Below are 21,617 nucleotides of genomic sequence, written 5' to 3'. Positions count from 1 at the left end.
GTGTAGGATGTGCCGTATCTCGTCTTCTTTGGGTTCTGGTCATAATTACTATAGGAGATTATAATTAAAAAGAATGATCCTGGGTTTTAGTTCTTTAATTCTGTGATCAGATAGGATATTGATTCGTGATAAATTTCTATTAGCCATTGAATTGCATGAGTCGACAATTTTGGTTCAGCAAGTTAATTGTTCAGATCATGTGCCTTAGCTACAAATCTTTTCATGAAATAGCAGTTTTGGGATGATATCTGCAAATCCTTCAATAGTGTAATTACATTTTTTACAAATGTATTTCATACATAACATACACAGTCATCCTTAATGAAACTTTTTGTAATTGCTCAGATTCTATGCATCAAGAATTACGATAGTGGGATTAAAAATTATTTGTGAACTAATGAAAAGTGTTTACATTCGGATATCTCAATCATTTTCTTATCGCAGTTTGTACATGATATATTTGTCATACCACCTGTTAGAATAGATTTCATATCACAAACCTTACAATACCATGTTTGTCTCATACACAAGGTAGGTGAGCATTAGATATTAAATTGTCGATTATCGAAATTAAAAATCAGATAGTAACCAAAACCACTTTGCCATCCCTTGACAACAAATCACTGCAGCTCCGTTTTTAACAATGCAATGTTTGGAATTACTTGATTGCTATCCATTATAACGATCAAATCATAGAATAAAAAGACAGTTTAGAAAATATTGAACATTTGTTAATTTTTCATTCTATTTTCAAATGAAATTAAAATAAACAATATTTAGATATCAAAATTGTACTTTTCATGCCTGTATTTCTGAGATAAATTTTGTATTGTTCAAAAAGAAATTGTCAAATTTTAATCTGGACCATGTACTGGAATTTTTTATAATTTGATTTTATATTTTTATTTTTGTTCAAATACTTCTATTAGATATTCCATTATTTCCTTATTTAGCGAAGAAAATGACTTTGTATTTTGAATAAATGTATCAAAGGTTCGTTTAGTTATTTTAGTGGTATCAAAAATGAACTGATTTTGTTGAAGATATGTTAATATCGATGCTTCAGTCATCTCATGAATGGTTTGTATTGCTGATTCAGGTATGTCTGTCAAATATCCCACATTCTTAGCATATTCTTGTTCTAGGAGAATAGTAGAGTTTATCACAGATCTCCATACATCTACATAATCCTGTTGAAGATTAACCATAGATTGATGATATTTGGGAGTTGTTTTTTTAACTTGATTGAAAAATCTATTAGTATTTTTTCTAGACGTTGAAAAGATGTCTTTAGTATCTTGAATGGATTTACTCAATTATATTAAGAGGACAACATTTTAGATAAGATTGGTCATTCCAAAATCAAACAAATGTTTAGAGAAATATGCAGAAACAGATAATTTTACAAGTAATTGTAATGAATTTTCAGAAATTCCATAATTTTTCTGCCTTCATTTTTGTCAATTGAGGCCCCATTTGCAAGAATACCAAGATATGTGAAATCTGATTCTAGTTGATGTAAAGATTTTCTAATTCCTTCATCATATTTGCCTCAAAAATTCTAAGATGTTGTCCTCTATTCATAATATGTTGGCCTCCAAATCCCGGATATCTTGATGAATATCCACTGACATTAGTATTTTAAAAATAATATTGAATATAATTTTGATTCTTTAGTTTCTTAATTACTGTAAAAAAATTTTTGAAAAAAATTGAACAGACATGTTCTTAACATCAATTCATCTAATGTGAAATCAAGTATGGCATTTTGTCTTTAAAATGCGGGGTTGGATTTGAACACTGACCACATTTTGGACGAATAATTTCTGCATCGTAATCTACTTCACCAATTACTTGTCCACAACTTACACATGATATTGATTTTGTGTCATAAATGTTCAATCTGAAATTATTATGAACTCATCATCAATAAACTATAATATCCAAATGATGAAAATTTATCAAATTTCAGTATCTAAAATTAAACAAATTTTTCATTTTAATACCGTCATGCTTATTGTCAATCTCGTAGTAATTGATTCATGGCAGAAGCTGGACTTGCTGCATATGGTGCTGCTATTGGAGTTGCAATAACTCTGGCGATAGTTCTTTTTTCACTCCGTGGAAAAGGACATCCTGAATCTCTTGATTAACGTGAGTTATGATGGAACTCAAAGAATGTGTATGTGATTGCAAAGAATATGATTCTGAAAATATTTGCAATATTTGTAAATCTGAAATTAAAAAATCAATCAACGGAATAGGATTGGATTATTTCCTGATTTTTTGGAGATATTTCATTTTGAATCAGTATCAGAGTTCTTGCAATCCTTGAATCATAGTCATAGATTGATGATTTTGTAGATGAGTTAACTCTTGTTTGATGTACCGTAGCCAATAACAGCACAGTACGGACGGTGGAGGTTTATACTAATTGGATGGCGCCGGAGTGCTATCAAGCATTTCCGATAGGCGCTATGAATAGAAAATGTATTAGTTTGAAAGTGAAATTATGAAAAAGTTTTCAGATATTGTTTTCCTGTATTTTTACATTTCATCATAGTTGCAATATTCTGCTACCATTTTAGATTATTAGTTACAACTAGAAAAATTTTCTCTATCTTCAAATCCCAACAGGTTTGAATGGGGGACACATGTTTGAACTCTAGTTTTCAAATCATCGTTATCCTCCAAAACCTGTCCAGTATGCCAAACCAAACTAGACAGTTGTGTTGCAACCAGATAGATGTAAAGTATTCTTCTCCATTTTGGAATTCCAGTGGTTATCTTTATCATCAACGGTATAGATATCCAAGATGACAAAAAGAAGATAATTCCTGGGAATGGTGGAGTGGTAGTGCTGTTTGTTAAAAGCAATGCAAATACGGATGCTCCAGCATATAGTGCAACACCTCCAAGTGCAAAAAGATCCATACCAAATGAATATGACCAATTTTGATAATACAGATTGCTTAATGGAAAAGAATCACCCATTGTAAAATGATAGTATAATGGAGTAAAGACATTGTAAATCAAATATGTAATTGAAACTATTGACATTATGATAATAATGGGATATTTGTCACGCGGATTCAACATGGTTGTTGATTCTTGTTTTTAAATTTGAGTTTTGGTATTGGCAGTGTTCTAATCTTTTGGCATGTCACTTTAAAACATCCATAAATTTCCCGGTAGGTTCAAAACCAATGGAGTTTATCTCGTTTTGAATGTCATCAAGATCATTCATCCTTATTCCCTTTGAGGATACGGTATAAAGTACATCGTTTATGTAAAACGAACGAGGATCCAAATACACGTCAAACCTGTCTGAATTGTCATAGTGTTTTATGTTTCCAAGTTTGTCAAATCCGTTTTCTGTGTCAATTGTGTATACATAGAATCCATACCAAAAGTCATACTGTTTTCCAGAAGGGGACTTTATGTTTTGATCAATTGGAATTGAGAGTATACCGTTTCTCTTGGCAAACAAAAATGCCTTGTGATCTCGGGCAGCAGCAGAATTGGAGTCACGGTTATCAAAAATCACCTCGTCTAGCACTTTAGGATTTTTCACGTCAGACACATCAAACAGTGCAATCTTTACCCCCAGCTGGCGCACTCCTCCATTTTTTGTCTCTTCTGTATGTTTGCCCAATCCAATTATGTGGTCTTTGTCATATGGATGTAGATAGTTTGAGAATCCAGGTATCTTCAATTCACCCAATATTTTGGGAGTGTCTTGAGACAAGTCAATCACAAAGAAGGGATCAATTTGCTCAAATGTCACAAGATACAGTCTGTCATTGATGAATCTTGCAGAAAAAATACTCTCATCAGGTGCAATTCCATCAAGATTTCCGACTATATCAAGATCCTCATCTAACACATACACTGCATTGTACCTGCGATTCCCCTCATCCTTTGTGAAATGTTCATAAGTTGTCGCAATCCTGAACCTGTCATCTTTTTCATCCATTGAGAACTGGTTTAGCAGCCTTCCTGGAACCTCCCCTTTTGCCTTGTATTCTATATTGCTTCCATCAAGTGAGATTTTGTGAATTACGGTATTTTGCATATCTTCTCTGATCTTGGTCTGGTATTCAAAAGCCCGTTCCTGTATTTCAGATATTAGTTGCTCTTTTTCATTTTGTTTCATTTTGTTAAATGTCTGCTGCAAAACATCTGATATGGTATTCCATTTTTGTCCCCAGTCAAGGGATGTGTTATTTTTAATTTCAAGTATTTTTGATTGAATTTCTTTTGGAAGCATTGGCACCATCACATCAAAAAAGATGTCTTTTTTGATGACATCATAGTATAACGAATGCATGTTTTTTTGATATGTGATGTAAAGACTATTCTCAGATACAAATAGAGTACCAGTATTACCCATGAGAAAAGTTTCAGAGTTTATCCGGTCAGAATCAAACATGTCAATTGCAGTTATGGTGTTAAAGTTGTATGATTGCTCAAAGGAATCAAAGTAAAACACATCGGGGGTCATCACAGTTTCAGAATTTACCAATATGCGAGGAATTGGAGAATTGTAATAATCCACGTTGCTTACAGTTACAAAGTATATCTGCTCTTCAATCATTCTTGCATCAAAAAAATACCCTTCAATAGAATAATCATCAACAATTTTTGGAGATTCTTTGTCAGATACATCTACAATTAGTGCATGAGTTACTGGTCTGCTAACTGAATGTGATTCTATCTCAAAAAGAGGAATGGTTTCTTTTGTATCATAACTGCTATAAAATATTGCCAGTCTCTCACCATTAAGAAACATGTTCTGAAGGTTTTGGTTCTCAATGTCCAGTGAAACTTTTGAAACAACTTTGGCATCTTCTGCAGGATATGCATCAATGATTGTTAAATTTCTATCATATACCACATACACAAAGGTTCCATCTGTCTTGATGTAGTCAGGCTCATCGACTTGTCTTACCTGCACATTTGTTTGAGAGTACTGGTTTTCAGGCCCCCAATCCTCATAGTCAGATATGCTGTTTTGATTTATGTCAAAAGGTGAAGGATAGACGGTTCTGTCTAAAGATACAGAACCTGTATTGATAGAAGCAGAAGTGCGTATAGCTGGAATTCGGATTGAGCCCGTTGCGTCTCCACTTTCTCTGAAATTAACTGGCTCCATGAATGGAGGTAGGGTGGGTCTTGGATACTTGAATGAACTATCCAATGCAATTTCTTGCGTAAATGACTTTAGAAATGCCCTTACCTCTTCTTCTGATGAAAACTTGCGAATCTCATTTGTACCTTCAATTGTGATTGTATCAGTTATTGTCATTGGGGGAATGTTGATCTTGACTGTGTCAAATCGAGATGAATCAGAATTCTGATCCAAGGATATGGCATAAAACATTCCTACAGATCCAAGTATGATGATTGCCGCAATGACTGAAAATGTTATTTTATTATCCAACTAACTCACTTTTCAATAATCCTAAAAACAAGTATGTGTACTTTGTTATTCATTTGTATTGTAACTGATGATATTTTGTTTATAACGTTTGATGAAATTTGGATTTTACCTAACACTTAATTCATAAAATATGAGTAGGTTATTTGTCATGTCTAACAAAGATTCAGAAGATAAAGTGGAAGTTATCTCAACTAATGATGATAAAATAAAACTGGTCGGGGAAATCTTTAGTAATGATTCTAGCAGAAAGATCTTAAAATTAATCTCAGATAACGAGATGACTGCAAATGAAATAGCACAAAAAAACGACATGTCTCTGACATTAACAATACATCACTTGAAAAGGATGCAGAAAGCAAAAATGATTAAGATATCTAAAACTGGAATATCTGCAAAGGGACAGGAAATGAAATACTATGTTGCCACAAACCAGTCATTTCTTATCACTCCTGAAAAATCAAACTATTCCATCATTAACTCACTAAAGAAATTCTCAAAGTTTGCAGCAATTGGCATGGCAGGATTTGTATCATGGATGACACTCAAACATGGTGATGGTAATTACCAGATGCAACAATCTGGACAGGATGATTTTATAGTTGATGTGAGATCAACTGTTGATGAAAGTGATACGCAGTCCTCCTCTGAACCACTTCCTGAAGTTAATCTAGAAGATTCAAATGCTGAAAGGACGCCTAGACCTGAATCAGAACCCACACAAATTCCAGAATCTGAATCTCCTCATACAGATGTAGAAAATTTTGATTTTTCAGATTCAGGTGCTGCAAATACAGGTTCTGTTTCCTTAGATAGAACCGTTTATCCTCAATCCTTTGATGGTGCTGGTGTAGACTCAGTAGAACCATTAATACTCTCAATTATAATTCCAATTGGAGTTGTTGTGGGAGGCATACTCCTAGAAAGAATACTGACACGTTGGCATGACAAAAGAAAACAAAATAAACATCTCCGTGAGGAATCTTAATTGACTTTATGCAAAGGACAATGTACTAAATCAGAATCAACATCAAGACACATTGCATATCGTACAGGTGGGTGCTACTGTACGAAATGTGATTATTATTTCAAAGAAAAGTTTTTGCGATGTCCATGTTGCAATGTTCGTGTACGTTATTCAACTAGATCAAACAGAAGAAAATTAGAATCAGAGATAGCGAGAATATGAAAATTAGACTTTTGATAAATGCATTTTCTATCCATCCAGGACTTTTACGGTACCAGTTGCCCAAGGACCAGGCATTCCATGATAACTAAAGATTCCCGTATTGTTAAATGTCACAGAGGATGACTGGCCAGGCATCATAGTATCAGTCCACCATGGATTATTTTTATCATCACTACCAAATGTATGGACAACATCATCTTCATTAATCCAAGTTACAGTGTTGTTTATTCCCATAACCACGGTGATTTCTTGAGGGTTCAAGCGTTGGTCTCCCTCGACAGATGCATTTTGTGGAATTGTAACAAGGGAATATTTCTTCAGGTTCTTTTTCATTGATTCAAGGTCTGAGAAATCAGGACATTTTAACTCTACATATTGACCAACAGAATATTTTTGGTGTTTTATTACGTGCAATTCAGCAGTAGCAGAACCATGAGTTCTTGAAATTTCTCTAATGTCTTTGTAGGTTTTTAGACATTGCAATTCCCTTGATTGCGTTTCAGACAGTATGTCAAATGGAACATCAAGCAAATCGTCGATTTCTTGCACGTATTTTTCTGAATTCTCATCAGTCATGTATATTGTCAGAACAGCTATTTTTTCATCCACGTCTACCCCAATAATTGGAACAGATGAATTACGAAGTTTTTGAGCAGCATCCATATTGTCTCGAAGCCATTCCGGATAAAATGAGGCCGTGTACTTTACAGGTATGATCATGTATGTGGTTGCGCTGGATGCAACAACTGCAACAATTACAATCATTATCAACACTCTACTTTTCATTTTCTTTTTCTCCAATTAAATTGATAACAGTATTACTGTAGTAATAGTCATTATTGTAAAAGCCGAGCAAAAAATTATCTTATTTCGTCTATTTTTATGGAAATTATATGAAATTGGCAATAATAGAAGAATAATAATTGCAAAGATAGCCAATGTTAGATGGATTGGATGATTAGCTGTTCGCTCCAACACTCTAAGAATACCACCACCTATCCAAATACTGAAAACAAAAACCATAATCGTAGAAAATACTAGGAAACCTGCAATAGTAAATTAATGCCAAATGTTATGCATCTAAAAATTAATGGTTTATTCATTTAATTCTCCCTAGTAAATTTATAATTAATTTTGATTTTAGCAGTATAATCATACCAAATAGTGCAAGAATAAAACCAATAGATGCCATAGCAGTTAGATTTGCAATAAAGTCCAATGAATGCAGTCTTTCTTCTTGTATTAGCAAAATAATTATTTCTAATCCGTTAATTAGACTTGGTATTCCAAAAAATAACATGATGGCAGCAGCAATAAGTGATATGTATGGCCTGCTAGGAATTTTTTTTCTTTTCAAAATTAAATGTGGAATAATAATCAATAAGAAAACAATTGATAATATCATTGGGAGAACTACAAAAATTGAATTTGTAGAGGTGGCAAAATCTAATGCATAAGATGGTGACAAGTCTGGATCAAGGTCAATTGTATCTCCCTGAGGATATGCAAAATTAACATACATCAAGATTGAAACAGAAACAACAATTGTAATTATCATCAAAGGCCTAGTTTTCGTTTTCTTTTTATCTTGAATTACCCATCCTGTTATTATCAAAGAGGGAATTATTACCAGAAAGAAAACAAATCCAATATTGTTATTTAAAATATTATCAAATCCCGTTTCCTCCATCATCTCTGCCGTACCAGTCCATGCACCAATACCATTACCAGCATCCCATAGTGGGGTTGTCTGAGATACTAAAACTATCATGATTAAAACAAAATATGTTGCGACAATAGTTATTGTGGCAATTATCAGGGATTGATTTTTTGCAGGGGGCATCATCTTTTTTTGAAGCATAAAAGCTGCAAATCCGGCCACAACCCCAACAATAACTCCTGTCATCGGCCCTAAAACTTGGGTAAATGGAATTACTAAAGATGCACCTGTAATTATGCTCAGTAAAACTCCTGCGAATTTGATATTTTTGGATGCCCATGAAAACAAAAACCACGATACTAGAGAGAAGACAATGGTGATGCTCATAACAACAGTGGCACTGATTGTAATACCATCCACCATGACTTGATTGTTTATGCCAAATTCCAATCCACTAATCCAAGGAAGTAATACAAGTAATATTGCAATAATTATCAAGAACCTAGTTTTCATTTTCTCACTCCACAGAAATGTACTCTATTTTTTCACCACAAAAAGGACAATAATCAATTGGCGTAAGAACGTCTTTTTCTACAATGCAAAATTTTCCAATTTTTCCACTCCAAGCTTTTACAATAGAGACATATTTCTTTAATTTCTCACAGCAGAAATCTAATTCATCTTCATTTTTAAATTCAGTAAAAGAGACATATTCAAATGCCTGAACCTCTTTGCGTACATATACTTCCATTACTTGAACTAAATTTGAGAAGGTCATAAAGTGTTCTAATGAATAGTTCAAATCCCAATAAGGTTTGAACTGTGTGGACTGGAGAATATTTGAACTCTGATTTTTATTTACTATTCCTCAATAGATCTATGCTTTTCTGGATCTATGTCATCCCATGGCAAACTAGAAATCGTTGCATCATCAATCATTTTTTCTAATGATTGTAGTTTTTCTGGTCCTTTTTTTGCATAGTTGTATACGCTTTTTGAATAATTGCCAATGGTGATCGTGGTACTTACAGCAGAACTGTCATCAACAGGTGACTCATAACGATCATCTAATAAAAAATAATCAATCTCATAAAATCTGCCAACTAATTCGGCTACTGTGTCAGGTGAGATATGGATTGTTTTTTTGCCAAGCGGATTCACAAAACTAAACCCATCATAATCTACTGTGCCATTGCCATGAATCGTAAGTGAATACGCAGGACACGGGCCAAAACATGGGTGTCTTTCCATCGTTATCATGATATTATCGAGATTAGTTATCTTTGGTATTGCGTTTGGAATTATTGTTACATTGGCAATATCGGTATCTTGAATAACATATACAGGTCTGCAATTTTGTGGGGGTTGCCACAACCATTCATCACAGATTATTTTCATGCCGGGTGGAGGAAGTGCATAAAACAATTCGTTATTTCCCCAAGTTCTATAATTTATTGTAGGATATACAACTGCAACAAGTAAAAAAACGGTAGTGATCATTGTAATGATTATCAAAAGTCTAGTTTTCATTCTTTTTTTCTCCTTTTCAGAAAACCAACCAAAGAGTAAATTCCTGTTCCAATCAAAACAAGAATGCTTGCATAAATTAGATAAGGTCCTGCTGGAGTTGATGTCTTTCCAACAACTGGAGTAATAGGAGTCATTCCTTCAGGTAAATTCTCTGGAGGCTCAGAAGGAATTGTCTCAAAGCTAAGTATTGTTATAGTAATACCTATCAGAAGAGAGATTGCTGCACCAATGACTATGTATCTAGTTTTCATTTTCTAATCACGTGTTCCGCTAAAACAATGTTTTTTCTTTAGATGTTCCAAGATTTTCTCTTGATCAACAAGATAAAGTGCAAATTCAGAGTCATCTGATTCATACTCTGAGATATTTCCTTCTTGGCGTTGTAATTCTGAATTCTTGTGATACTCTTGATGAGACTGAATGTCATAGACGCATGATAATTGCATCCTGATATCCCCATGTAGCATGTTCTTTTTTACAAAAAGATCTGCAGCCTGATTGCCATCTGGACCCTTTACGCTATAGTAGATCTCTTTCCATGCTATGATGTCAGTGGAATGACCTGTTGTAGACTCGCCATATTTTTCATGAAATAATTTTACTTCAGTTAGCTGTCTCATTTCTTTATCAAAAGCATCATCGGACACAATACTTGCCAAAACTCCCCCTATCTGAATAGAGCCCGCAAGAAACACAATCTGACCTCCAATAACTACAACAGGAATAAGAGCAATTATGATGATTATTTTGTACCTAGTTTTCATTTTAACATCTCAAACCTAAAGACATGCAGCATTGGGATCAACTAGCCCTAGAGACTTGCGTAATTCCAATCCTGGACAATGTTCTGATCCAAATTGTGGCAATGTCAAGAGGAAATTTAATGAAATCATAATGCTAATTATCAAAATTACAATTATAATGATTATCAAAAGTCTACTTTTCATTTTCTAATTGTTTCTGTTGGTGTGTATTCATAAAGAATGCTATCTTATTGAGTTCAAACCTGTATGGATTCACTAATCATTAGAACACTTTATGAACATCCCATTATTTTGTTAGTCATATTATGAAATATTTTGTAATTTTTCATTTATGATGAGTCCTTTTGGTTGGAACGTCAGGGAGATTTGTCAGATCAGTTTGACACCCCAATAGGAATAGATATGACTCCATGGGATTCAGCCACCATTTTGGGGATGAAAATGGACGGCATAAGTTGTTAAAATAAGAAGAGTTGAGATCAGTCGTCAGTAGCGAGATCAGTTAAAAGTTTAGAGTATTTTTTGATAAGTTCATTATTACTTTTTTCATGTTTTGGACTCATAATGGTTTCATTCTTTTTGAAATATAAAAAGACAACTGCTTCATAATACTTGGTTCAAGGTCAGCGTAATGTTTCTTGATCTCACTTAACAATTTTCTTAATTCCAGGTTCTCATCTTCTGGATTAATATCTAAATCATATCCATTATCACGCAGAAATGTTCCTGCTGCGATAATTCCAGTTCTTCTATTACCATCAAAGAATACTTGAGCCCAAGGAATCACAGCTATTATACACGCTGTTTTTTCAATCAAATCCTCTTCCTTATTTCCAGAATTACCAACATTGTTTATTTTTGGAAATACATTAATGATGTTTTTAGGAATAACCTCAATCCATACCTGCTGACCAGTTAATTTCTCATGATTTTTGAGAATTTATTCATTAGTCTCAATTAGATATTGTTCATCAAGATTCATTATTATATTATTTGATGCCACAATATTTTCCCTAGATGATGAGATTTAAGGCTTGAACCGTTTTTAGGGAAAAATTAGTTCCTTGATCGGGATTTGTGAAATTAGATTGGCACTCTAATTCTCTGAAGGGGAATTGCTTGATTAGTTAAAATCCCTAACAATTAATTCTTGTAAATTATTTACGTAGTTGAGAGATTAGATCATTAATTTTTAATTTACCCTTCTTGTTTACTGTAAAATAACCATCATCTTCTTTTTCAAGAAATTCATCGAAAACTCTGTTTAAAATTTCCTCCAATCCACCACGATTTTTTATATTTTTTGCTCCATTTTTTTAGAATGTTTTTGTGATCATAACTTGTGTAGGTCTCCTGTCCGTTATCATTTGCATAGCGCCTAACAATTTCAACAACTAAATTTCCAATATCATTTGTAGTAGCCACATCCCAATCCTTTTTCAGGTATCAAGTTAGATTCAAGATAGTTTGAAGATGCTTGTGACGTGTTGCTTTGGCCATAGATGCACACGTCATTAGATCATCATATCGTCGTATGATCTTCTGATTTTTTGGGGATGTTTCATTTTGAATTAGTATCAGAGTTCTTGTAATTCTTGCATCATAGTCATAGATTGACGATCTTGTTGGGACATTAACTCGGGTTTGCTGTATTGTAGCTAATGACAGTACAGTATGGGCGGCGGAGGTTTATACTATTGGATGGCGCCGGGAGGGAGATTTGAACTCCCGTTCCCTTGCGAGAACGCGCTTTATGGTTAATAATTTCCAGGCGCGCGCCCTACCAGGCTAGGCGACCCCGGCACAAGTCTAACGACAAAAGTACTTGGTAAAATGTGATTATAAATTATGTTACTTTATTGAGAGTCTACTTCCAAATTGTAACAATAGTGGATTTCTCAACGGGAATTCCTTGCTCATCCATTCCCTTTGCAGATATTTTGTATAGACCCTCTAATGCGACATCACCATCATTTTTTATTTGATTCCACGATAATTCAATTTCATCACCAGGATCAAGATGGGAAACAACTTGTACACTAACTGGTGTATACATCAATATTCCAGATAATCCGGTAATTCTAAGACCATAAGATGCATCAGAAAAAATTAGAGAAGTTGTGCCAGAATTTACAATTCGAATTTTTATCACCTCGCCTTTTTTAAAATCAAATTTTTCAGTAACTAAAGATATTGAAGGACCTTCAACAAATACCAGTTGATTTGTATTTTTTACATCCATCAAGTAAATACCATACACAAATCCTGAAACCATTCCAATTACAATAAAAATTACTAGGCTTTTTGCTAACATGTCTTTAGAATAATTATTTGATGTTAATCCTTTGGATGCGTTGGTTTGGTTCTCCATTTTTTAGGATATGTGTTTGGAGCCATAATGATTCTCTTTGTTTCAAATGCGTATCCCTTTGTTGCATCACGAATCTCTTCTTCAGACATTGTAGATTCAGCCAAAGCTACTGCTTCTCCTTTTTGTGTGTAAATTCCAACAAGATCACCTTTCTTTAGATTCGGAGAAATTTTCAAAATGCCAGGAATTGCAAGTTGAGCACCATGACACATTGCATCTACTGCAGAGTCACGAATCATTACGGATTTTAATTCACTTAAAGCATACTCTACAGGTTTTATCATTTTCATTAATCTAGAATCATCTTTGTTTTCCTCCCATAACGCAAATGCATTTGCCAGTTCATGAAGAGTGACTAGGCCATCAGATTCATAAAATTGGTCCACCCTGGTTCTTCTAAGCTCAATCATTGTAGCGCCAGGTCCTAGAATTTCTCCAATATCATAGTATAATTTTCTAATATAGGTTCCAGCCTCACACAACACTCGAGTTAAGAGAAGTCTTTCTTTTTGCTCTATTAATTCAAATTCATAGATAGTTCTTGTTCTTGTTTGCCGTACAACTGCTGAACGTTGCGGGGGTTTTTGAAAAATCTCTCCTTTAAACAAACCAATAATTTCAGCAAGTTTTTCTTTTGACGGAAGAGAATGCACTCGTCCTAATGCAACGTACTCTTTAGGACCTAAAAGTAAAACTCCTAATGCTTTAGTTGCCTCACCTAATCCCAATGGCAGTACTCCTGAAACCTGAGGATCAAGTGTTCCACTGTGACCAATCTTTGGAAGTTTCAAAATTCGTTTTGTCCATGCAACTGTTTCATGACTTGTAGGGCCAGGAGGTTTATCCAATAGAATGATGCCGTAGTTTAGTAATTGTTCAAGTGATCTTTTGTCATAATATGTCCCAAATGCATCATCAGTGATGTCTTGATCAATTTCAATTAGATTTTCTAGTTGTTTTAGAGTCATAGTAGTTTTCTCACAGTTTCTTTTGCAACATCGATTACTTGTTGTGCTGAAAGATTATCAGTATTAATAATTAAATCAAACACAGATTTATCTTCACCAAAATCAAAATCATAAAGTTTTTTGTACAATGCCTTATTCTTGTCAAATCGTTCTTTTGTGATTTCATAAGCTTCTTGAGGACTCATGTTATCCCTTCTTTGCATTCTCTTAGTACTGCTTTCATGCGATCCCTCTAACCAAATTTTAATTCCGTCTTTGATTAGCCATGGTAAAGTGTAACTGGTAATCACCACACCTCCTCTTTTGAAGAGTACAGTTAATTTTTCATCTAGTGCTCTATCGTATTTTGAATTTTTTTCGCGTTGATTTAGAAAACTCATTCCTTCCTCAGTATCCCACCAATCATCTCCATCAGAATCATAACCTTCCTCTATTGCCATCTCTTTTAGAACATCTCCACCACTAAGATACTCTAATTGAAATTCTTCTGCCAACCCTTTGGCAACAGTTGTTTTGCCTACTGCGGGAGGGCCAGAAATTACTATAGATTTTGTCAACTGAGATCCATTGAGGTTTTCGTCAGTTTCATAATAATGCCACTAAATGCAATAGATGAAAGGAAGTACCAAGCCCAGAGATACAATGCATTTTCATGACCAAAGCAGACATGACCTTCTTCCATTGCTTGTGCAGCGGTACAAGTTAGCTGAAAGAAATCTCCTGGGATTACATTTAGTGGGATTGGAGATAGTGCCACAGTATAAGAAAACAATTGTGGCAGTACAAGATAAAATATCAAAATTAAAGGTACAAAAGTAATCATCATTGGACGCATGTTCATCTGCATCATCTCCATTGACATTTTGTTCATGTAAGATGATTTTTTGCTCAGCTCGTTAATTTTGGCTTGATCTTTGGCTCTCATTGCAGCCATTCTTTCTTTTTGCCATCCTCTTGTTTCTTTCATAATTCGTTTTAGTTTTGTTTGGTCCACCATCTTCTTTCGAACTCCAGCGTTGAAAAGATTCAGTACAATTCCAAATCCAGAAACTGCAAACATTGAAAGAATTATCCCTTTGATGATTGGATCATCACTACCAAGGGCCTGTCTTCCCTCCTCACCACCGAAGATATCAAATTGCAGGTGTATTGAATCGAGAAATAGTAGAATAAAGTTAAAATCCATTTTTTACAGTCCTATCGCATTAATTATTTTGTCTATGGCTTCATCAATCTTTCCTTCTCTATTAAGAATATGTTTCACAGGTGAGCCTGTAAGCACAGTGCAAGCTGAGATCATTGCCGATTGAATGTCTAGTTCTTTATTGATATTAGGTAGAGTGATTTTATCTCGATTTCGTGTTTCATCTTTCATTCGTCTGTTGTAGATTTCTTCAGGTTTTGCTGAAACTGAAACAAAGTTTGTAGGTTTGATAATTTTCAAAACATGTTCTGGCAATCCAGGATAGTAACCTTCTGGTGAATTGATAAATGCATGAGTATCTATAATCACTACTTGTTCATCGTATGCAGCAATTTTTTCAGCAGTGATTTTTTGAAGATGTTGTTGTTCACTTACAGGCAAATGTCTGAGCTCATCTCTATCTTTGAGACCATTTTCTTTTGCAACTTCAAACATCAAAGTTCCAAAACTTACTACATGGACGGTTTTATCATGATTTTTTAGAATTTCTACCATTTTAGATAAGATGGTAGTTTTTCCAACACCGGGAATTCCTACTAGAATTATTCTCTTATTTCCTTCCAAGTAAAGCACCCAAACGCGGCATGACGACTTCTACTTGTTCTCTTACTAACTGTGTGTAATAGTTGATGAGAATATCCACCATAAGTAAAATTCCAATTCCAGAACCAAATACGCCAAGAACATCAGATACGCCGGCCAACAGACCCAAAATCATAGAACCAATAATTGTAACTGATGGAATGTACTTGTTAAGTAATGCTTCAACTGGAGCATTTGATCTTCTAAATCCAGGAATTTGCACATCAGCATCAAGTAAGTTCTGAGCTGCACTCTTTGGTGACAAACCTCCAAGCTCTACCCACAATCTACCAAATACAACTACAATTCCTATCATAAACAGAATGTAACCTACTGCACGCATTGGATCCAATGCGGCCACATCCAAACCTCTTGGAGGAGTGATGTAGTAGATGATACCACCTATAGGTGTAGAGGGGCTAGTCGGATCAAACTGCGCGACAAAGTTCATGAAGAAATTATTATTTCGCGGGTTCATGTTTGCCCACAACATTTGGAATATGAAAACAGCATTTGCCGTAAGTGCAGATGCCAAAATTACAGGAATGTTAGATACATACATCAATTTGATAGGATAGACTGCAGAGAAGCCTCTGTATTTTGTAGATACAATTGGAATCTCAATTTTCATTCCCTGCGTGAATACAAGAATTAGCAGGATTCCAGCAGTAAGACACAATCCAAAGATGCTCGGAAGTTGATTTGAACGGAATAGAATGTTTGACAAGTCACCGCCCATTATTGATTGACCAATGTATGGAATGATACCAATCGTTCCACCATCACCTGCAGGCAACGGGCTAAACATGCTCCAAAGAATTTGCTGAGCAACACCTGCCATAATGAAAAGACTGATTCCACTACCTAGACCCCAGCCTTTCTGAATTAATTCATCTAAGAACATAATGATAATCGATGCTGCCATCAGCTGTCCAATCATCACATACAAAAAGTATGGCTCTGTAACTCCAGGTCCATATACTGCAGTAGCATATACAATAGATTCTGCAACAATTACAATGTATGTTACAATTTTAGTTGCTGTCTGAAAGATACCTCTTTCTTCAGGTTTTTTGAAATCAAATTTGAGAATGTCTGAGCCTCTCAGCAATTGCATCAAGAGTCCAGCAGTAACTATGGGTCCAATACCTAACTCAACAAGAGTTCCTTGTTGTGATGCAAAAATAACTCTGGCAAATGCTAAAAAGTCAAACTGTGGTGCTGTTGCCCCAAATAATGGAGTCTGACCCATTATCATGTAAATGAGTAATGCCACCCCACACCATAACAATCTGGTTGGAAGTGGAATTTTCTTTTTTGGTTTTGGTACTTGAGGAAGATAGGGTTCTGCTTTGAAAACTATTTTTCGAATAATTGTGGTAATACTACCCTCAGCCATTATCAGATAGCACCTCTCCCCCAACAGCTTTTAGCTTTTCTTCTGCAGTTGCAGTGAATTGTTTTACTTTGACGGAATATGCATTAGTTAATTTTCCGCCACCAAGGAGTTTTTCGTATCCTGCACTTTCAAGGTCTACGATTTTCTTTCCTCCTTCTTCTTTACCGAACTTTAAGAACAAGTCATCAAGATCTCTGACGCTAGTCCATGTTTTTGTAATATTTGGGTGAGGTGGTTTAGTGGAATCATGACCATAGTGATCTGGTTCATATTTTAAAGTAGAACTCCAATGATGCTTCATCATACCTGTAACTCCAAGACCACCTTTGTGACCACTTGCTCGGTGTTGACCTACTTGTCCCCATCCCATGTGTCGTCCTCCTCTAAGTCGTCTTGTTTTTCTTAATCTTGTTGCCATCTCAAATCATTCTCCTTACAATAGCGTCAAGCTCTTTGTTTTGTCCAAGAATACCTTTGTTTCCATAAAGTTTCTTTGTACTTCTTTTGAATCCAAGTCTTGGAGGGGATAAAGCAAACCAAGGTTTTAGAGGTTTTAATTTAGATAGAGTAGCTTTTCCTTCAGCCAATGCAGTTCCTAATTCATCAGAACTTGCAAATCCTAGTTCTTTAAGATCTTCAGGAGTGATTTTTTGATAACCACCTTTTCTTGCTTTTTTATCAATCAATTCTTTTGCCAATGATGCATCAAGTTCAATCCAAGAAACATAGTGCTGTACTTTTCTCAGCATTCCCAAAGTGTTTTCTTTGATAGGTAAAATTGTTGCACGGTATTTTTTATCTAATTTCAACAAAGTCATTGTATGAGTTGCCCAATAGGGACAATCGGCTTGACCTTTTATTCTAACAACAAGATATGCATTTGCCATTTTCTATCAACCTTGACTAAATGTCTGTCTTAGACAGTCCAAAATTGCTTTAGAAGTAGAGTTCATCGTAGGAGTAGAGCCCTTTGCAGTAGTCCATGCATCCTTGAGACCAGCCAATTCCAATAGTCGTTTAATTTTACCACCTGCAACAAGACCCAATCCACGAGGTGCAGGAATAATTTCAATTGTAACACTTCCGCCTTTTCCTTTAACTTTGAATGGAACAGAATGTTTTTGATCACATCTGCATTCCCAACTGCCACATCCTAATTTGATTGGGTTGACATTAAGGTAAGCTTGACTAGTTGCTTTTTCAATTGCAATTCTCATCTGTTTTGATTTTCCTTGACCAATTCCCAAGTAACCATTTTCGTTTCCAGTTGCAACAATTGCTTTGAATCGAGTTGATTGTCCATTTGAAGTCATTTTTTGAATGATACCAACATCTACAACTTCACTTTTCAAATCAGGCAATAGTTTTTTGATAATTCCAGATTCTTGAATTCTTAATCCAGATTCAATAATTTCTTCAAGCGAAGTAATTTCTCCAGATGCAACTTTTTGACCTAAGATAGTTTTTGGAACCCAAACTTCTTCTTCAGGTTCTCTTCTTGGTCTTCTTGGACGGTCTCCACCTTTAACTCCGCCTGGTGGACCACTCCCATATATTGGTGGACCTCGTCCTCTTTGACCTGGTTTACCTTTAGATTGTGCAGCTTGGCTCATGTCTATTTGACCTCACTGTCAATTGTAGATTTTATTTTTGAGACTTCATTTTTTACTGTAAGATGTTCACCGTTCAGTCTATCCTCAGGTGGAAATGTTTCTTCGTTGGCCGGTACTTGAACTCCAGCATCAATAACTCCTTTGAGAGCTGCTGCCATTCTTTGAGTGTATCTTCTAGTCCCAGTGTAAAGAATAGCATCCTTTGCACCTTGACCAAGCGCTTTCTTTCCTGCTAAATATCCAGTAAGATATGCTGCAGGTACACTTTTTCTAGAACCCTTCCATCCTTTCTCAAGAAGATATCTAGAGTGTGCAGATGCAACTACTTTATCTCCTGCCATTCCAGGCTTTAGAATTTGGACTTGAGTATTTTCATTAGTAATATTTACAGTGATAAAATCGCGTTTACCCATCAACATGGTACCACGTTTTTTATAATTGGTCTTTTCCTCTCTAAGTCTTCGCAATATTTTCGAATAGGCCATCTATAGAAACCGAGTTTGAATCTGCTCTTATATACGTTAAGCGCGAATTAGGGCAACAAGCAAAGCCTTCTGAGTATGTAGACGATTTTCTGCCTCATCCCATACAACAGATTGAGTACTGTCAATTACAGATGACGTTACTTCTTGTTCTCGCTTTGCGGGAAGACAATGCATAAAGATCGCATCCTTGCTTGCGGTTTTCATCAGTTTTGGATTGACTTGATATTTTGGAAGGAATTTTTTGATTCTTTTTGGATCACTGTTATGAATTGATGAATATGTATCAGTAACTACAACGTCTGCATTTTTAGTTGCAGTGAATGGATCAGAAGTTAATTCAATTTTAGTTGATTTCTTTGATTCTTTAACAACATCCTTGTCAGGTTCAAACTCTTTTGGAGTTGCAACAGACATTTCTATTCCAGATAATGCTGCACCATAAATCATAGAATTGCACACGTTATTTCCATCTCCAATCCATGCAATCTTTAGTCCCTTGAGTTTTTTCTTTTTTTCTTTAATCGTCATAAAGTCTGCTAAAATTTGACAAGGATGAAAAGAATCAGACAGTCCATTAATTACGGGTACACTGGAATGCTCAGATAATTTTTCTAGCAAGTCATGTGAATACACACGTGCCATAATACAGTCGGTGTATCTTGAAAGAGTTTTTGCAGTATCTTCTACTGATTCGCCACGGGATAATTGCATGTCATTTGATGATAAATTAACTGCATGCCCGCCTAGCTGAAACATTCCTGTTTCAAAACTTACACGTGTTCGAGTCGATGGTTTTTGAAAGATCATTGCCAAAGTTTTATTTTTCAAAATAGGTTTGTTTACACCTTTTTTGAGTTCTTTTTTTAGTTTGATGGATTCATCGATTAATCCTAAAAATTCCTTTGGGGTTAGTTCCGCTAAAGTGAGTAAATTTTTTGTTTTGAGTTTCATTTCTTAAAGAATCCAAACATACCTCGTTTCTTTTTAATTTTTTCTTCTTTATCATGTTTTTGTATATCTTCAATTTCATCGTCTCGTTCTTTTGATTCACCGGGTTTAGGCCTGTCGTTCTTAATCCATTCACGAATTTTATTTCCTAGCTTGATTGCATCATTGTCATTTTCAGGTGGTGGAACATCAAACAGATCTGAATAAGTTGCAATATCATCATCTTTAATTCCATCAAAGGGATCATCGGATAAAATTTTCTGTTTTGGTTCTGGTGTTGGTTCTGGTGTTGGTTCTGGTGTTGGTTCTGGTGTTGGTTCTGGTGTTGGTTCTGGTGTTGGTTCTGGTGTTGGTTCTGGTGTTGGTTCTGGTGTTGGTTCTGGTGTTGGTTCTGGTGTTGGTTCTGGTGTTGGTTCTGGTGTTGGTTCTGGTGTTGGTTCTGGTGTTGGTTCTGGTGTTGGTTCTGGTGTTGGTTCTGGTGTTGGTTCTGGTGTTGGTTCTGGTGTTGGTTCTGGTGTTGGTTCTGACTCTACAACTTTCTTTATGTCAACATCATCTAATGAACCAAAAACAGTTTCCAAGAAAGTTTTCTTATCAAAAGCTTTTAGATCAGGATATTCCTGCCCCACACCAACATAAAGAACCGGAGTTGAAGTGATTTTTACAATAGATAAAGCAGCACCGCCTTTTGCATCTGCATCACTCTTAGTCAAAATAGAAGCATCAAATTTTACATGTTCATAAAATTCTCGTGCTTGATTAACAGTATCATTTCCAGCCAATGAATCACCTACAAAAATTTTCATGTCAGGATTTACAACTTTGGTAATTTTTGCAATTTGCTCCATCAAGTTTTTGCTTGTTTGCATTCTTCCTGCAGTATCAATCAAAACACAATCTGTTCTGTGAGAATTTGCATAAAGAACGGCATCTCTTGCAACAGCAGCAGGATCAGATTCATAATTCTGAGCAACAAGTTTTAGATTAAGTCGATTTGTGTGTTCTCGTAATTGCTCAATTGCACCAGCTCTGAAAGTATCTGCTGCTGCAACAACAACAGAATATTTTGCTTGTTGTAACAAATGTGCAACTTTTGCCAAAGAAGTAGTTTTTCCAGTTCCATTAATTCCAACAAACAAAATCAAAAAGGGTTTTCCTTGTTTCTTTTTTTCATCAATTTTTGCAAACAAATCATATGTTCCAGCCGAATCAAATAGTGCAGAGATGCTTGAAATTAGACTATCTTTAACAAATTTTTCAATTTCTTTTTTATCAACTTTAGAACCAATCAATTTTTCCTTGAGATCAGCTTTGATTGAATCAATTACTTCAGTAGCTACATCAGATTCCATAAGAGAGATTTCTAATTCAAAAAGAATGTCTTCAATGTCTTTTTCATTAAGTTCTTTTTCACCAAGACTTTTCGCTGCATTAGAAAACGCACTACGAAGTTTATCAAACATA

26 protein-coding genes and 1 tRNA gene are annotated in these 21,617 nt (G+C 35.1%); 1 reads left to right on the top strand and 26 read right to left on the bottom strand.

Annotated elements, in window-relative coordinates; translation table 11 throughout:
• Window positions 1–902: 902 nt before the first annotated feature.
• From C5F50_RS02980 to C5F50_RS02965, 4 genes are all read right to left on the bottom strand, one after another.
• Window positions 903–1,316, bottom strand: a complete 414-nt coding sequence (locus C5F50_RS02980) for a hypothetical protein (RefSeq protein ID WP_179372214.1) — start codon at window positions 1,314–1,316, stop codon at window positions 903–905.
• Window positions 1,317–1,743: 427 nt separating this feature from the next.
• Window positions 1,744–1,902, bottom strand: a complete 159-nt coding sequence (locus C5F50_RS02975; protein WP_179372213.1) for a hypothetical protein — start codon at window positions 1,900–1,902, stop codon at window positions 1,744–1,746.
• A 690-nt stretch (window positions 1,903–2,592) separates the two neighbouring features.
• Window positions 2,593–3,099 (bottom strand): hypothetical protein, encoded by a 507-nt coding sequence (locus C5F50_RS02970; protein ID WP_179372212.1) that lies wholly within the window; start codon window positions 3,097–3,099, stop codon window positions 2,593–2,595.
• A gap of 64 nt (window positions 3,100–3,163) precedes the next feature.
• Entirely contained in the window at window positions 3,164–5,443 is a 2,280-nt protein-coding gene (locus tag C5F50_RS02965) for a beta-propeller domain-containing protein (RefSeq protein WP_179372211.1), read from the bottom strand.
• Window positions 5,444–5,591: 148 nt separating this feature from the next.
• On the opposite strand from C5F50_RS02965, the gene C5F50_RS02960 reads away from it, so the two are divergent.
• A complete protein-coding gene (locus C5F50_RS02960; protein ID WP_179372210.1) occupies window positions 5,592–6,428 on the top strand; it encodes an ArsR/SmtB family transcription factor in 837 nt (278 codons plus the stop codon).
• A 228-nt stretch (window positions 6,429–6,656) separates the two neighbouring features.
• Here the strand turns inward: C5F50_RS02960 and C5F50_RS02955 are convergent, their stop codons facing one another.
• The 22 genes from C5F50_RS02955 to ftsY form a co-directional block, all read right to left on the bottom strand.
• The gene (locus tag C5F50_RS02955; protein ID WP_179372209.1) at window positions 6,657–7,415 is read right to left on the bottom strand and encodes a cupredoxin domain-containing protein; all 759 of its coding nucleotides are present in this window, start codon (window positions 7,413–7,415) and stop codon (window positions 6,657–6,659) included.
• A 313-nt stretch (window positions 7,416–7,728) separates the two neighbouring features.
• The gene (locus C5F50_RS02950) at window positions 7,729–8,802 is read right to left on the bottom strand and encodes a hypothetical protein (RefSeq protein ID WP_179372208.1); all 1,074 of its coding nucleotides are present in this window, start codon (window positions 8,800–8,802) and stop codon (window positions 7,729–7,731) included.
• A gap of 4 nt (window positions 8,803–8,806) precedes the next feature.
• Window positions 8,807–9,040, bottom strand: a complete 234-nt coding sequence (locus tag C5F50_RS02945; protein ID WP_179372207.1) for a hypothetical protein — start codon at window positions 9,038–9,040, stop codon at window positions 8,807–8,809.
• Window positions 9,041–9,150: 110 nt separating this feature from the next.
• Window positions 9,151–9,819, bottom strand: coding sequence for a DUF6438 domain-containing protein (locus C5F50_RS02940; protein ID WP_179372206.1), 669 nt, complete (start codon window positions 9,817–9,819; stop codon window positions 9,151–9,153).
• Window positions 9,816–10,070 carry a hypothetical protein gene (locus C5F50_RS02935; protein ID WP_179372205.1) on the bottom strand — a complete coding sequence of 85 codons (255 nt, stop codon included), beginning with the start codon at window positions 10,068–10,070 and terminating at the stop codon, window positions 9,816–9,818. The genes C5F50_RS02940 and C5F50_RS02935 overlap by 4 nt, the downstream gene beginning before the upstream one ends.
• A 3-nt stretch (window positions 10,071–10,073) precedes the next feature.
• Window positions 10,074–10,583 (bottom strand): hypothetical protein, encoded by a 510-nt coding sequence (locus tag C5F50_RS02930; RefSeq protein WP_179372204.1) that lies wholly within the window; start codon window positions 10,581–10,583, stop codon window positions 10,074–10,076.
• 15 nt (window positions 10,584–10,598) lie between these two features.
• Window positions 10,599–10,766, bottom strand: coding sequence for a hypothetical protein (locus C5F50_RS02925; RefSeq protein ID WP_179372203.1), 168 nt, complete (start codon window positions 10,764–10,766; stop codon window positions 10,599–10,601).
• Window positions 10,767–11,142: 376 nt separating this feature from the next.
• Complete coding sequence (locus C5F50_RS02920) at window positions 11,143–11,481, bottom strand: type II toxin-antitoxin system death-on-curing family toxin (protein ID WP_342448760.1); 339 nt, start codon at window positions 11,479–11,481, stop codon at window positions 11,143–11,145.
• A 259-nt stretch (window positions 11,482–11,740) separates the two neighbouring features.
• Window positions 11,741–11,863 carry a hypothetical protein gene (locus tag C5F50_RS13180; protein ID WP_280924468.1) on the bottom strand — a complete coding sequence of 41 codons (123 nt, stop codon included), beginning with the start codon at window positions 11,861–11,863 and terminating at the stop codon, window positions 11,741–11,743.
• 422 nt (window positions 11,864–12,285) lie between these two features.
• Window positions 12,286–12,386 (bottom strand) — tRNA-Ser (locus C5F50_RS02915).
• A gap of 64 nt (window positions 12,387–12,450) precedes the next feature.
• Window positions 12,451–12,897, bottom strand: coding sequence for a hypothetical protein (locus C5F50_RS02910; RefSeq protein WP_179372886.1), 447 nt, complete (start codon window positions 12,895–12,897; stop codon window positions 12,451–12,453).
• A 23-nt stretch (window positions 12,898–12,920) separates the two neighbouring features.
• The gene (locus C5F50_RS02905) at window positions 12,921–13,922 is read right to left on the bottom strand and encodes an RNA-guided pseudouridylation complex pseudouridine synthase subunit Cbf5 (protein ID WP_179372202.1); all 1,002 of its coding nucleotides are present in this window, start codon (window positions 13,920–13,922) and stop codon (window positions 12,921–12,923) included.
• Window positions 13,919–14,479, bottom strand: coding sequence for a cytidylate kinase-like family protein (locus tag C5F50_RS02900; protein WP_179372201.1), 561 nt, complete (start codon window positions 14,477–14,479; stop codon window positions 13,919–13,921). Before C5F50_RS02900 ends, C5F50_RS02905 begins: the two co-directional genes overlap by 4 nt.
• Entirely contained in the window at window positions 14,476–15,108 is a 633-nt protein-coding gene (locus C5F50_RS02895) for an EMC3/TMCO1 family protein (protein ID WP_179372200.1), read from the bottom strand. Before C5F50_RS02895 ends, C5F50_RS02900 begins: the two co-directional genes overlap by 4 nt.
• Window positions 15,109–15,111: 3 nt before the next feature.
• Complete coding sequence (locus C5F50_RS02890; protein WP_246282118.1) at window positions 15,112–15,699, bottom strand: adenylate kinase; 588 nt, start codon at window positions 15,697–15,699, stop codon at window positions 15,112–15,114.
• Window positions 15,677–17,107 carry a preprotein translocase subunit SecY gene (gene secY / locus C5F50_RS02885; RefSeq protein WP_179372198.1) on the bottom strand — a complete coding sequence of 477 codons (1,431 nt, stop codon included), beginning with the start codon at window positions 17,105–17,107 and terminating at the stop codon, window positions 15,677–15,679. Before secY ends, C5F50_RS02890 begins: the two co-directional genes overlap by 23 nt.
• Window positions 17,100–17,525, bottom strand: coding sequence for an uL15 family ribosomal protein (locus tag C5F50_RS02880; RefSeq protein ID WP_179372197.1), 426 nt, complete (start codon window positions 17,523–17,525; stop codon window positions 17,100–17,102). Before C5F50_RS02880 ends, secY begins: the two co-directional genes overlap by 8 nt.
• A gap of 1 nt (window position 17,526) precedes the next feature.
• Window positions 17,527–17,994, bottom strand: a complete 468-nt coding sequence (locus C5F50_RS02875; protein ID WP_179372196.1) for a 50S ribosomal protein L30 — start codon at window positions 17,992–17,994, stop codon at window positions 17,527–17,529.
• 6 nt (window positions 17,995–18,000) lie between these two features.
• Window positions 18,001–18,720 carry a 30S ribosomal protein S5 gene (locus C5F50_RS02870; RefSeq protein WP_179372195.1) on the bottom strand — a complete coding sequence of 240 codons (720 nt, stop codon included), beginning with the start codon at window positions 18,718–18,720 and terminating at the stop codon, window positions 18,001–18,003.
• A 2-nt stretch (window positions 18,721–18,722) separates the two neighbouring features.
• Window positions 18,723–19,205 (bottom strand): 50S ribosomal protein L18, encoded by a 483-nt coding sequence (locus C5F50_RS02865; protein ID WP_179372194.1) that lies wholly within the window; start codon window positions 19,203–19,205, stop codon window positions 18,723–18,725.
• A gap of 36 nt (window positions 19,206–19,241) precedes the next feature.
• Window positions 19,242–20,156 (bottom strand): ornithine carbamoyltransferase, encoded by a 915-nt coding sequence (gene argF / locus C5F50_RS02860; protein WP_179372193.1) that lies wholly within the window; start codon window positions 20,154–20,156, stop codon window positions 19,242–19,244.
• A complete protein-coding gene (gene ftsY, locus C5F50_RS02855; RefSeq protein ID WP_179372192.1) occupies window positions 20,153–21,616 on the bottom strand; it encodes a signal recognition particle-docking protein FtsY in 1,464 nt (487 codons plus the stop codon). Before ftsY ends, argF begins: the two co-directional genes overlap by 4 nt.
• Window position 21,617: the final 1 nt, after the last annotated feature.

The organism is Nitrosopumilus ureiphilus (genome assembly GCF_013407185.1).
Taxonomy (GTDB): Archaea; Thermoproteota; Nitrososphaeria; order Nitrososphaerales; family Nitrosopumilaceae; genus Nitrosopumilus; species Nitrosopumilus ureiphilus.
The sequence above is the reverse complement of the archived record's forward strand: the minus strand, read 5'-3'. Positions and strand labels throughout refer to the sequence as shown.